The organism is Virgibacillus sp. 6R (genome assembly GCF_001895305.1).
Classification (GTDB): Bacteria; Bacillota; Bacilli; order Bacillales; family Amphibacillaceae; genus Virgibacillus; species Virgibacillus pantothenticus.
In genome coordinates, this window is record NZ_CP017762.1 from 1 (window position 1) to 12,959 (window position 12,959).

The window sequence follows — 12,959 nt, forward strand, 5'->3', positions numbered from 1 at the left end:
TTAACCAAAATGGTTACCTTGACTTATGATTTCGTCAAGCACGAACACTACAAACATCGCAGTTTGTGTGAGCATGGACTTTCCTCTGTATACTATACAGCGATCACATGAGTATCTAACACTAGTCTAAAAAATTATACCATAAAGATTTAAAAAAGCAAGATCCAATTTTAATTATCCTTCTGAATCAGCAAACTTTTTGCCGAATACTGCTTTTTCCAGATTCGAGAGTCTTTTAAGAACATCATAATTTACTTGATGATTCGGAGGAGTCTGTACAGATCTCGTCTTCGGTTTTTCGGAACTCACTTTTCGTAATTGATCATTTTCTTGTTGTAAACGATCAATTTCTTGTTTAAATACATCATAATCTTGAATAATTAAATCGAGGAACTCATCTACTTCTTCTTGGTTGTATCCACGCATCGCTGTTTTAAAGTCTTTATCCAGAATATCTTTACTTGTAAAATGCACTTGATTCATACTCACTAGCTATCACCTCATACTAATTCTAAAATAAGTCTGGCTTGTTCATTTCTTTTCATTGTATGACAAGAAAATGATTTTATGTTTGTATACCTCTTTATTATTATAGCATTAAAAGAAGCGTGAAAAATGAATCTGTGCAAAATGAAGACCAATTAAATAGGTTTTCATTCCTCCCCACTGATTGGTAGTACCGTAATGGTATGACCTAAAGGCAGCTTAATAAGGCATTTAAGTGCTGCTATCTCTCCCATTAGACTTGTTGCAGTACCATATTATCCAACTCCTGGAGTGGCAATCTTACAGCACCTTAAAAAGCGCCAAAACAAGTCTCTTAACACGTATCTCTACAGGAAATACAGTCTAAAAGATCGAATTGGCACCTTCTTATTTGGATAGTAATTAAGTACCGTGCAGTGTAATGATAAATTCTACTTTTAAGGTACTACAAGTCCTGCCCCTCTAACTCACGAAGAAAGGCTAAACGAAAATTTCTTTACACTTCTTGTTCTAAATCCGCTGGTTGGAATGAAAACGGCAATAGTTTTCCATTGTTATTGTTTTCACATCCTGTTTCAGATTTGTTAAATGGATCGGCATATCACTAGAAAAAAATTCGCTCATTACTTGTCTGCATGACCCGCATGGAGGAACAGGGCGATCTGTATCAGCTACAACAGCCATTTCGGTAAATTCTCTTTCTCCATTTGCAATAGCTTGAAAAATAGCTACTCGCTCCGCACAACACGTAACCGGATAAGCAGCATTTTCAATATTGCAACCAGTATAAATAGTTCCGGAAGCTGTTTGTAAAGCTGCACCAACTTGAAACTTGGAATATGGCACATATGCTTTTTCTCGTATAGTCTTAGCTGCTTGTATTAATGCTTGTTTCGTTGTCATGATCATCACCTTTCCCCAAACTTGGAACTTTATTATAAGTAAAAACGTCTAAATTGTAAAGCGGTTACACCTTTGTATTTAATTCCCGCAACAGTTGATCAAAAATATATTGTACCGAGTGATTTAACTCCATATAGCGTTTTCGTCTTACATCGATATAGTAACTATGCATCAGCAATAATTCCATGTTTTCTTTAGTCGATACTATCTGGTGGGGATGGACATTTACTTTTCGTTCTCGAATCAGCTGTAATGACTCTTTCTCCCATTCCTCGAGCAACTGATAAATCGGAGTAGTCTCCTCTTTCACTTTTTGAAACAAAGCTCTATCTTTTCGATTCTCTGGAGGATCATTCTGCTCAAATTTTTGCTTTAAATGGTCTAAATGTTCTTTTAATATATTCGTTTGTTGCTTGATATCCATTTCACTATCAACCTTCTTACCTTTATATTACTCCTTTTAATGTTAACACAGGATCTAATTTTATGTTAGAAAGAATGGCTCTTATCTTCCAAGATATTTCTTTTTTCTTAAATGCTTACACCGATTTTTTATTACTTCCCATTTCATTTAGCCTGTCATAATACTGGCTTGATATATTATTTTCTATTTTCATGGTTAGCTTTTGGCGATAAAAAATCTGGATTGCTATTCGATTAACGCGGTACTCACTATATATGATCGTTTTTGTCCTGCACCCCCGTAAGAATCCCGCTTCCATCCTAAGTCGATACCAACAATTAACACATATTTGGTCGATTCGTTCGGACCGGTGAGACGTCGCTCACAAGACGTTGCTGCAGGACAAGGAAACTGTTTTGAATAAACATCGCCTTCTTTTTCAGGGAACATGGGAAAACTACGTTAGTAAATTATTGCAAGCAGTAATTTTCTAGGATGTCTGTCTGCGATTCTTACCTTTGTTTTCCTTCATTCAACAGATGGACAGTAGAAAATCCCTCTAAACAGATTTCACTTATATAGTATTCGCTTTAAAACCAAAGCTTCCTTCATGTTCGACAAAACTAGAATAAAGCTTACAAAACAAGTGAATAAACTTATTTATTTTGCTGTTTTTGACCAAACTAATTATGAAAGGAGGGTGTTACAATGAATGATAAGAAGAAGAAGCAAACTAAAACAGAAAGTATCCGTTCCAAGTCTCTAAAAAAAGGAGATAAAAAATTGAATGGACCAAACTATCCAGCAACGTAACTAAAAAAATAGGGTGCGACCAACTATAGTTAGTCGCACCCTGTATTTAACACCCCTTTTCAATGACCTATAAAATATTTCTTTGTGTTTAGTGCTTGTTTTGCATAAAAGTAAGCAAATAATAGCTGACGTTTTTGATAAAATGTTTTCCCTATTTTTTGGTTCTTATGTGCCGGATTTTTTCGGAGCCACTTCTGCTTTATACCCCCTAATTGATACCAATCGATTCGAATAGTATCATGATGTGTGATAACAGGGTATACCATTCTTAAGAATGGAGTTGATGGTTGTGGAGGAAGCTTTAAAAAAACGTTCATAATCACGGCGAGAACCGGTATGCGTACAATATTTTGCAAATAAAAGGGTTTGCTCATAGACGGATGGGGAAAACATAATAGAAGCGAGTTTTTTACCTAAAAAAATTCGCTTTGTTAAATTTGTGAAGTTTTGGACATAAGTTCCATATAAATTGTTGGACATAGTTGGAAAAAGAACCGCATTCGTCATAAGTATATTTTGCATTTGGTATGGCAATTGTTGAAATACTCGATGTTGAAAAAAATCTTGTTCGATCACTGGACCTTGAATAACATTTTGCTCGTTAATAATTAGAGCGTGTACAAGACGATTTTTATCACAATACTTCCAAAAATAATGCCATTCTTTTATCATATAACTAGAAACATGAAACATGGAAAGAAGATCGAACATTGGTTTGTTCTTTGCTTGGATAATTGGTATACTAAGAGTTGCGGAAAAGCATCTGAAAAAATAAGCCAATTAGCGCGTTCATAAGTCATAAACAATCGTTCTCTTTCTCGTTTGCCTAATAAATATCGAAATGGAGTCATGCACAAATCTGTCATATTCCATCCAGCATTTCTGGATACCATACTTGCTAAGAATGCCCATTTAATTTCCGGGAATTTCCGGTAAAAAGTAAAATAAGCATTTGTGCGCGTGATATTATCTCGATTATGTACTGACGTTTTATTTGTTATATAATGAAGATAGGCGTGGATGTCTGAACCTGTATACATCTATTCTGCCTCCCTTTTAGGTCTACTATTTTATAACATGTACGAGGCACTGCATCAATATGCAATATAACAGGTGGTATTTTTTACACGAAAGCAACGATGCAAGGAGGATGTGTTAGAAGATGAATTACCCGAATGGAAAGAGAAGTGCTAGCGTATTTAAAAACAATAATTTATATTCACATCAATTCGGAAATCGTGGTATGTCATTAGAAAAAGATATTAATGATACGAATGCATATTATTTAGAAACAAATAAAGCTGTTATTCATAAAAAGCCAACGCCTATTCAGATTGTAAAGGTGAATTATCCAAAACGAAGTGCAGCAGTTATTACGGAAGCCTATTTTAAACAAGCTTCAACAACAGATTATAATGGAATTTACCGCGAAAAATATATCGATTTTGAAGCGAAGGAAACGAAAAACAAAACACTTTTTCCGTTAGCAAATATCCACCAGCATCAAATTGACCATATGGAAGCAGTTGTTGCTCAAGGTGGTGTAAGTTTCATATTAATTCGGTTTGCTGTACTGGATGAAACGTATTTACTTCCTGCTGAAAAACTGTTTACGCATTGGAACGCCCAGTTAAACGGCGGTAAAAAATCTATTGCGTATGAAACAATTAAACAGCAGGGTTATTTTATCCCTTTTCAATATAAGGCTAGAGTTGACTATTTAACAATTATTGATAAGCTTTATTTTTAGAGACGGAGGAATGAAGCATGGCAAATAATAGCCAATCTCGTACAGCGAGAAGAAAACAAAAGAAAGCAAAGAAAAAACCCTTATGGAAAAAAATACTACTCTCAATTGTCATCATATTTATCGTTATGGGGCTTGGTGCTGGTGCTACTGCTGCCTATTGGATAGCTACAGCTCCAGATTTAGATGAATCAAAGCTATCTGATCCGCTTGCTTCGGAATTTCTAGATAAAGACGGCAAAGCTTTTGCGGTTTTAGGTGAGAAAAACCGAACGAAAATCAGCTATGATGACTTACCACAAGTATTAATTGACGCCGTTACCGCAACAGAAGATGCGAGATTTTTTGAGCATTCAGGTATTGACTTAAGAAGGATTGGTGGTGCAATCATTGCCAATATTAAAAACGGATTTGGCTCAGAAGGCGCCAGTACGATCACACAGCAAGTAGTGGAAAAATCCTTTCTATCCGCAGAGAAAAAGATAAGCTTAAAAGTTCAGGAGCAATGGTTGGCTCTCCAATTGGAAAGAGACTATTCTAAAGAAGAAATTATGGAAATGTATTTGAACAAGATTTTTTACGGTAGCAACGCATATGGTGTAGCTGCAGCCGCTGAAACATATTTCGGCAAAGAGGATTTGAATGATTTAACATTACCTGAAGCAGCGATATTAGCTGGTCTTCCGCAACGTCCAACAGCTTACAATCCATTTAAAAATCCGGAATTAACGAAAGAACGAATGGATACCGTACTTACGCTGATGGTACGTCATGGTAAAATCTCTGAAAAGGAAGCCGAAAAAGCCAGAAATGTTGATATTCCTTCTTTATTAGTGGAAAAGAAACCAGAAACAACACCTTATGAAGGGTTTCTCCAACAGGTAGAAAAAGAAGTCAAAGAAAAAGTAAATGGTGCAGACATTTATACAGATGGGTTAAAGATCCATACGACAATTGACCAAAGTGCTCAAAAGCATGTGGAATCGTTATTAACTGATAGCGATGCTAACCCGATTAGCTATCCGGATGATGAGATGCAAGCAGCCATGACAGTACTTGATACAAAAACCGGTGCTATTCGTGCCATTGGCGGAAGAAGAAATAGTGAAGGAAAAAAAGAATTAAATTACGCGATTCAAAATACAACCCAAGCTGGCTCAACATTCAAACCGATTATCTCTTATGGACCAGCGATTGAATATAATAAGATATCCACATATCATCAGATTAATGACGACAAACCTTATCCAATCCCTGGTACGAATAAAACGATTAGAAACTGGAATCGTCAATACGCAGGCTGGATGACTGCACGTCATGCGCTTAACCAATCTTTAAACGTACCAGCTGTGAAAGTCCTAGAAGAAGTTGGATATGATAAAGCAAAAGAGTTCGCAGAAGGTTTGGGCATTAAGTTTGCAGATAATAAAATTCTTATTGGAGATGCTATTGGCGGGACCAAAACAGAAGTGACCCCTTTACAGTTAGCTGGAGCATTCCGAGCTTTCGGAAATGAAGGGTTATATAATGAACCGTATTCTGTGACTAAAGTTGAATTTCCAGATGGAAAAACGGTTGAATTAACGCCGAAAGCTAAACCTGCTATGTCAGATTATACGGCATATATGATGACAGATATGATGAAAACAGTTGTGACTGAGGGAACAGGTAAAACCGCGAATATTCCGGGTCTTCCGGTAGCTGGTAAAACGGGAACAACGAGCTTACCAGAGCGAGAAGGAAGTCCTGATGCCTGGTTTAGTGGCTATACGACGAATTATACCATCTCTGCATGGGTAGGAGGCTATCAGGATGAGGAAGGTAAACGAGAACCAATTCCTGATGGAAATACGCAAATTCCACTTGAAATGTTTAAAAGTACCATGACGGAATTATCGAAGGATATTGAAACAAAAGATTTCGTTAAACCTGATTCTGTAGTCGAAGCAGAAGTGGAAAAAGGCTCAAATCCTCCTGCCAAGCCAAGTGCACACACACCCGCTGACAAGATTATTACTGAACTATTTGTAAAAGGAACAGAACCGAAAGAAACTTCGGAGGTGTTTGATCAACTAGACCCAGTTAGCGGACTAACAGCAAGCTTTAATGAAGACAGTAATTCTATTGATGTTTCGTGGAATTACGATTCTGATGCAGATGTGTCCTTTGAAATTAGTGCACAAATCGATGGTGGCGCGATGCAGGCGTTGTCGACAACGGAAGATACGTCGATGAAAATTTCCCAAGTCGAGCCGAACGCTAAATATACCATTCAAGTCGTAGCAGTTAGCAATGAAGATGATGGTTCTAAGAGTGAACCTAAAACGACTACCGTCTCGACCGGAGAAGATGAGCCTGATGAATTACCGGGAGTAGTAGGACTGACAGCTACCTACAATGATGCAAATGCTATAATTGATGTCAGCTGGAATTATAATGGTCCACCAGCTAGCTTTGAAGTATCCGTTAACGGACAGTCACAAACGGTAGAATCAAATGGCTTAGAAGTAAGTGGTGCAAAACCTGGGGAAACGTATACGATTTCCGTTACACCAATTGGAAAAGAAGGCGAAAATGAAGGTGTACGTGGTCCTGCTCAACAAACATCAGTAACCGTACCAGCTGAGCAGACAGAACCACCAGCTGATGACGGTGAGGATGGAAGTGGAAATGGTAATGGAAATGGTAATGGTGATGGAGATAATGGATCTGGTAACGAGGATGGTAATGTAGACCAAGATGGCAGTGAAGGTCGTCCACCAGAAGAGGAACAAGAACCGGAACCAGATGAAGGCGGAGAAGGAAACGGAAATAGTGAAACCCCTCCAGGTGAGGAAGGCTAAACCCAATCGAAAGATAGGAACCCTATCATAATCCGCATGAACGTAACAGACTTGCCTTGTTTAGGCGTAATTGCTAATAAATTTTTTTAAAAAAGAGGTAAACGCAATTTGAACTGCCCCCTGTCGAGTAGATAGTGGAAATAATACAAATGATTTAAACGGCTTTAGTTCTATATTCTATAGAGCTGAGGCCGTTTAGTCGTTTTTGATATCTTAAAAATATATGACTCATCCATCGCATTAGATAGCTCCTCAAATGTCTCATACTTACGTAAATTACACATTTCGCTTTGGGTGTTCTCAAAAAGATTCCATGGGCTCTCATTATCCATACATTTATCAACTTAAGACATACGCTATGCCATTTCTGCTTCGTCTAAATCCATGTGAAATATTTGAAAACCACGAACACTATGGATTAATGAATCTTCCTACTGTTTCAGAGTGACTGTAGCTAGATCGACTGCATATGTCTCTATCTATTCATATAAGGACCTTTTAGAAATACCATACGTGGAACATAACTCTACAATGGTACGCCATTAACACTTCATATTTTAAATGACTAGAACAAAACTGATTGGACACAGAAAGCTCCCCCGGGTAGAACAGATTTTATTTATAATCTGTTCTACCCGGGGGAGCAGTTCACTATACGTTTACCTGTTTTGTTTTTTTCATTCGCTTTTGCCCTTCTCGGCACAATTCTAATAGCGGGCATTCAGGACAGTTTGGATTTCTCGCTTTACAATGATAACGACCAAAAAAAATCATGCGATGGTGTGTATCACTCCACTCCTCTTTGGGAACTTTTCGCATTAATGTTTCTTCTACTTCAGTTACCGAATCCTTCCATCTGCAAATACCTAGGCGTTTGGCAACGCGCTCCACATGTGTATCAACTGCAATTGCAGGTTCGCCAAAGGCGACAGATGCAACTACATTAGCTGTCTTTCTGCCTACTCCAGCAAGCTTCATCAATTCTGTTTTTGACTGTGGGACGACACCACCATAATCTTCTATAAGCATGGAGCAAAGCTTGCGAATATTTTTTGCCTTATTTCGGTACAATCCAATTGATTTAATATCTTCCTGAAGCTCTTCTAACGGTACGGCTAAGTAATCTTCAGGTGTTTTGTATTTTTGAAATAACGTACTCGTTACTTTATTAACTAAGTTATCTGTGCATTGTGCAGATAGTAATACAGCAATAACCAGCTCAAATGAGTTATCATGAGTTAACTCACATTGTGCGTTAGGAAACATTTTTTTCATTTCATCCAAGCAAAAGCGGATTTGCTTTTTGGTCAGCATTTGACTAATCCTCCCCCTCTAACCAATTATAATAAAAAGACGTATCCCGGGGTTTTTCTGGAGGTCCAGACGAACCGGAAGTATTTTGTCGGGCATGAAATTGTTTACTAGAGATTCTTGCTTGTTCCACCGTATGGATGCCTTTTTTCTTCCATTCCCGCAATATACGATCAATATATTTAAAGTTAAGTTTTCCCATTAAGACAGACTCACGTAAGGCTGCTTTTATTAAAGCTGGTGCAATGCAATCTTGGTCAAGCCACGCATTGATGGTTTCAATTTCAAATGGTGATAATGGCCGTCCAAATTCTTGCTCAAATAAGATAAAGATCGTCCCTTCCGATGTTTCTGGATTCTGCTGGGTATTCTCTTCAGGCTGAAACAACTTATCCCATAAAGCATTTAAACAATATGCTTCGGTTAGCTTGCCTCCTTGCTCCTCCTGCTGCACAATGGTAAGCATTCCTTTTTGTACAAGACCCCGTAATAACAATGCACATTCTTGCTCCTTCATCGTTACATACGCAGACAATTGATCCGGGGTAGGAAAATCAATTCCTTCCTGAATAAATCGTTGTAACTGTAATAACAGCATAACTTCTTTTTCATTCAGTCCTAATGACACATAGGAGGTTAATAGTTCGTTCGGGATTTGTATTTGCTTTAATAAAAGCTGCTGTATGGAAAATGATTGCTTATGCATCATGAACACCTCCTTGTCGTCGTTTAGAAAGTAAACTTTCTTTATTTTTAAATGGATAAAGTGAATCTTTAATCAGTGTGGGGTTCACTCATCCCCCACGGCTTGTTAGTACCGTAATGGTATCTTACGAAATAAGGCATTTAGGCGCTGTTATCTCCCGCTTAAACTTGTTTGCATTACAAGATTATCCACACCTGAAGTGGGAGGCTTACAGCACTTTATATGCGGGATAAATGAATCCCTTGCTTAAGCTAGCAAGGGATGGATTCTTCTAGTTTAGATGAGAGCATGCATACGATCCAATTGCATCAGCTGCTCACTTCAGCCATTATTACGGATAGAGACGATTTAATAGACGTGGGAATGGGATGGTTTCACGAACATGATCGACCCCAGCGATCCAGGCTACGGTTCTTTCCAGACCTAGACCAAAACCTGAATGCGGCACACTACCGTATTTTCTTAGTTCCAAATACCATTGGTATGCTTCACCAGTCAAGCCATGTTCTTCATACCGTTGTTCCATCATCTCCAAGTCATCAATTCGCTGTGAGCCACCAATTATTTCTCCATACCCTTCAGGCGCGATTAGATCTGCGCATAGCACAACATCTTCTCTTTCTGGGTGTGGCTTCATATAGAATGCTTTAATCCCCGTCGGATAGTTAGTGATAAATACCGGCTTGTCGAAGCTCTCAGCAATTGCTGTCTCATGTGGAGCCCCAAAATCTTCTCCCCATTCTATGTCTGTAAAGCCTTTTTCTTTTAATAACTCAATTGCTTCATCATAGGTTATCCGAGGAAATGGTGCTTGTACTTTTTCCAAACTGGAGATATCTCGGTCTAATGCTTGTAATTCCAGTTTGCAATTTTTTAGTACACTTTGCACAACAAAGCTTACGTAATTTTCCTGGATTTCAAGGCTTTCCTCGTGCTCTACAAAAGCCATTTCGGGTTCAATCATCCAAAATTCGATTAAATGTCTTCTTGTTTTCGATTTTTCTGCACGAAATGTTGGTCCGAAAGAAAACACTTTTCCAAAAGCCATTGCTGCTGCTTCCATATACAATTGTCCACTTTGAGATAAATAAGCTTCTTCATCGAAATACTTTGTATGGAATAATTCTGTCGTTCCTTCTGCTGATGACCCGGTTAAAATTGGTGGATCAATTTTAACATAGCCGTTGTCGTTAAAAAATTGATATGTTGCACGAATGATTTCATTTCTTATTTTCATCACTGCATGCTGACGTTTAGATCGTAACCATAAATGGCGGTGATCCATTAAAAATTCCGTCCCATGCTCCTTTGGCGTAATTGGGTAATCATGTGCTTCATGAATTAATTCGATGTCACTTACTTGCAGCTCATAACCAAAAGGCGAGCGTGCATCTTCAACGATTTTTCCAGTGATATACATCGATGATTCTTGGGTTATATTTTTTGCTAATTGGAATGTTTCTTCACTCACATCATTTTTTACAACCACACCTTGAATAAATCCTGTTCCATCACGCAGTTGCAAAAAAGCGATTTTTCCGCTTGAACGTTTATTTGTCAGCCAAGCGCCGATTTTTACAGTTTGTTCATGATAGTTTGGCGCTTGTGATATTGTCGTTGTTTTCAAAAGAAATTCCTCCTAAACCTATTGGTGCTTTAAAATAAATTGTTTGATTCGTTTTGCTGCTTCTTCAAGTGCTTCCATGGATGTAGCGTAGGATAAACGTACATTATTTGGTGCTCCAAATCCAGATCCCGGAATAAGGGCTACTTTTTCTTCTTCCAATAATGCCTTTGCCCAATCATCTACATTTGCAAAACCATTATTATGTACAGCTTCTTTCACGTTCGGGAATAAATAAAAGGCTCCCTCTGGTTTAAGGCAGATAACACCTGGTAAGTCATTTAAAAGTTGGTATAATTTTTCCAAGCGCTCTGAAAAGACGCCCTTCATTTCCTCATTAAACGACCCATCCATTTGATACGCAGCTAATGCAGCATACTGAGCAATGGAAGTCGGGTTCGAGGTTGAATGTGAAGCCAGACTTGTCATTGCTTTAATAATTTCAACTGGACCAGCAGCATAGCCAATTCTCCATCCGGTCATGGAATGAGATTTAGAAACACCGTTAATAATGATCGTTTGTGCTTTTAATTCTGGTGATAATTGAGCTATGGATACGTGATCCTCTCCAGAATAAATCAATTTTTCATAAATCTCATCTGATACAATCAACACATCGTGCTTTACACAAATATCTCCTAATTGTTTCAGTTCTGTCTTATTATACATCATGCCAGTAGGGTTACTAGGTGAATTAATAATAATCGCTTTCGTCTTTTCTGTAATCGCTGCTTCTAGCTCTTGAGGTGTTAGTTTAAAATCATTTTCCTCCTTTGCAGGAACAAAAACAGGAGTTCCACCAGCAAGCTTTACTTGCTCAGGATAACTAACCCAATAAGGGGTAGGGATAATCACCTCATCGTCTTCGTTTAATAAAACTTGAAATAGCGTATATAATGCGTGTTTTGCACCTGTTGTAACAATGATTTGATCGTTCGTATAATCAAGCAGATTATCGGTTTTAAATTTATCTACGATCGCTTGTTTTAATTCAACGATCCCTCCGGACGGTGTATATTTTGTCATCCCTTGGTTCATCGCCTTTTCTGCAGCACGTAGAATCGGTTCTGGCGTATTAAAGTCCGGCTCCCCTGCTCCTAAAGCGATCACATCATGTCCTTGTTGCTTTAATTCTTTTGCTTTTGCTGTAATGGCTAGTGTTGACGATGGTGTTAATGTCTTTACCCTTTTTGCTAATTCCACTTCATATCACCCTTCTATTTAAACATACTTTTAAAACGCAATTGTTCATATCGTGAACCGTCATACATATCCAGATAATCGAAAACATATCGCTTGGAGGAATCGACATAAGTAAGTTCCCATAACTCGTTTCCATCCACCAGTGCAGGAGTAATTCGTACTAATTCGCATTGATCGCATTCTTGTTTCCAGGTATTCTTAATTTCTGATTTACTCAAAATTTCGGATTGATCTACCGTTATGAGCTTTTTTTCTTTCCCTTTTAATGGATAAAAGATAAGCTTATTTTGTCCATCTTCATCTTTTCCATATACAACATGGTAAGCTTCTTTGCCATAAAATGTCTCTACTTTGTCAATCTCGGTTAACGATTCAGCTTTTAATAGCTGTTGCTTTGTTTCTTCATATCCTGCTGTTTTACTATCCAGCAAATCATTATATAAGAAAATCAAATAGATACTGCAAGAAACGAACAAAAGGAAGCTGATAAAAACAGTCCACCTTATCCACTTAGGACCGGTAAATAGTAAAGATTGCTTGTTCTTCATCTGTATCATCCAATGCTAAACCAAATATTAGGTTTTGTTCTTTTAATGTTTTGTTACACAGATCGACAATTTTATACAACTCGGAAGAATAACAGAGCTGCACCGTAGCCAATGTCGTTAATTCATTTTCCATTTTTTGCCCTCCTATGATAAAGTGAAACTTCATTTAGTAGGTGTTCCTGCTGAATATTAGTACAGCAAGAGTATGACTGAATCGGACATTTAGGTACCGTTATCCCCCACTTAGGCCCGTTCTACAGTACCTTTAACTATTTAAGTGGGAGTTATACGACACCTTACATGTGGGATAAAGTTTCTTGTTTTATCAACTTCTGTTAGACATAACATGTCCATTACCGTAAATACTACATA

At 37.8% G+C, this 12,959-nt stretch carries 11 protein-coding genes and 2 pseudogenes; 2 read left to right on the plus strand and 11 right to left on the minus strand.

The window, feature by feature from the left end:
- Window positions 1-174: 174 nt before the first annotated feature.
- From gpsB to BKP57_RS23335, 5 genes and pseudogenes are all read right to left on the minus strand, one after another.
- Window positions 175-483, minus strand: a complete 309-nt coding sequence (gene gpsB, locus BKP57_RS00005) for a cell division regulator GpsB (RefSeq protein ID WP_170875365.1) — start codon at window positions 481-483, stop codon at window positions 175-177.
- A 499-nt stretch (window positions 484-982) separates the two neighbouring features.
- A pseudogene (gene cdd, locus BKP57_RS00010) lies at window positions 983-1,389 on the minus strand (cytidine deaminase).
- A gap of 64 nt (window positions 1,390-1,453) precedes the next feature.
- On the minus strand, window positions 1,454-1,813 hold the full coding sequence (locus BKP57_RS00015) for a DUF1798 family protein (protein ID WP_050352913.1): 360 nt from the start codon (window positions 1,811-1,813) through the stop codon (window positions 1,454-1,456).
- An 851-nt stretch (window positions 1,814-2,664) separates the two neighbouring features.
- Complete coding sequence (locus BKP57_RS22610; protein WP_232231449.1) at window positions 2,665-2,922, minus strand: DUF2515 family protein; 258 nt, start codon at window positions 2,920-2,922, stop codon at window positions 2,665-2,667.
- Window positions 2,843-3,645: pseudogene (locus BKP57_RS23335) on the minus strand (DUF2515 family protein). Before BKP57_RS23335 ends, BKP57_RS22610 begins: the two are co-directional and overlap by 80 nt.
- Window positions 3,646-3,767: 122 nt before the next feature.
- On the opposite strand from BKP57_RS23335, the gene recU reads away from it, so the two are divergent.
- Both recU and BKP57_RS00035 read left to right on the plus strand, forming a co-directional pair.
- The gene (gene recU, locus BKP57_RS00030; protein ID WP_050352916.1) at window positions 3,768-4,355 is read left to right on the plus strand and encodes a Holliday junction resolvase RecU; all 588 of its coding nucleotides are present in this window, start codon (window positions 3,768-3,770) and stop codon (window positions 4,353-4,355) included.
- 17 nt (window positions 4,356-4,372) lie between these two features.
- The gene (locus BKP57_RS00035) at window positions 4,373-7,195 is read left to right on the plus strand and encodes a PBP1A family penicillin-binding protein (protein WP_072740854.1); all 2,823 of its coding nucleotides are present in this window, start codon (window positions 4,373-4,375) and stop codon (window positions 7,193-7,195) included.
- Between the two features lie 651 nt (window positions 7,196-7,846).
- On the opposite strand, the gene nth is transcribed toward BKP57_RS00035, so the two are convergent.
- The 6 genes from nth to BKP57_RS00065 all read right to left on the minus strand — a co-directional run bounded on the left by nth (window position 7,847) and on the right by BKP57_RS00065 (window position 12,720).
- Entirely contained in the window at window positions 7,847-8,509 is a 663-nt protein-coding gene (gene nth / locus BKP57_RS00040) for an endonuclease III (RefSeq protein ID WP_072740855.1), read from the minus strand.
- 4 nt (window positions 8,510-8,513) lie between these two features.
- Window positions 8,514-9,215: a DnaD domain-containing protein gene (locus BKP57_RS00045; RefSeq protein WP_306423650.1), complete on the minus strand. Its 702-nt coding sequence runs from the start codon at window positions 9,213-9,215 to the stop codon at window positions 8,514-8,516.
- A gap of 328 nt (window positions 9,216-9,543) precedes the next feature.
- Window positions 9,544-10,839: an asparagine--tRNA ligase gene (gene asnS, locus BKP57_RS00050; RefSeq protein WP_072740856.1), complete on the minus strand. Its 1,296-nt coding sequence runs from the start codon at window positions 10,837-10,839 to the stop codon at window positions 9,544-9,546.
- Window positions 10,840-10,857: 18 nt separating this feature from the next.
- Window positions 10,858-12,039: a pyridoxal phosphate-dependent aminotransferase gene (locus BKP57_RS00055; protein WP_072740857.1), complete on the minus strand. Its 1,182-nt coding sequence runs from the start codon at window positions 12,037-12,039 to the stop codon at window positions 10,858-10,860.
- Between the two features lie 14 nt (window positions 12,040-12,053).
- Window positions 12,054-12,587, minus strand: a complete 534-nt coding sequence (locus tag BKP57_RS00060; RefSeq protein WP_050352922.1) for a cell wall elongation regulator TseB-like domain-containing protein — start codon at window positions 12,585-12,587, stop codon at window positions 12,054-12,056.
- On the minus strand, window positions 12,550-12,720 hold the full coding sequence (locus BKP57_RS00065; RefSeq protein ID WP_072740858.1) for a YpmA family protein: 171 nt from the start codon (window positions 12,718-12,720) through the stop codon (window positions 12,550-12,552). The genes BKP57_RS00060 and BKP57_RS00065 overlap by 38 nt, the downstream gene beginning before the upstream one ends.
- Window positions 12,721-12,959 lie beyond the last annotated feature (239 nt).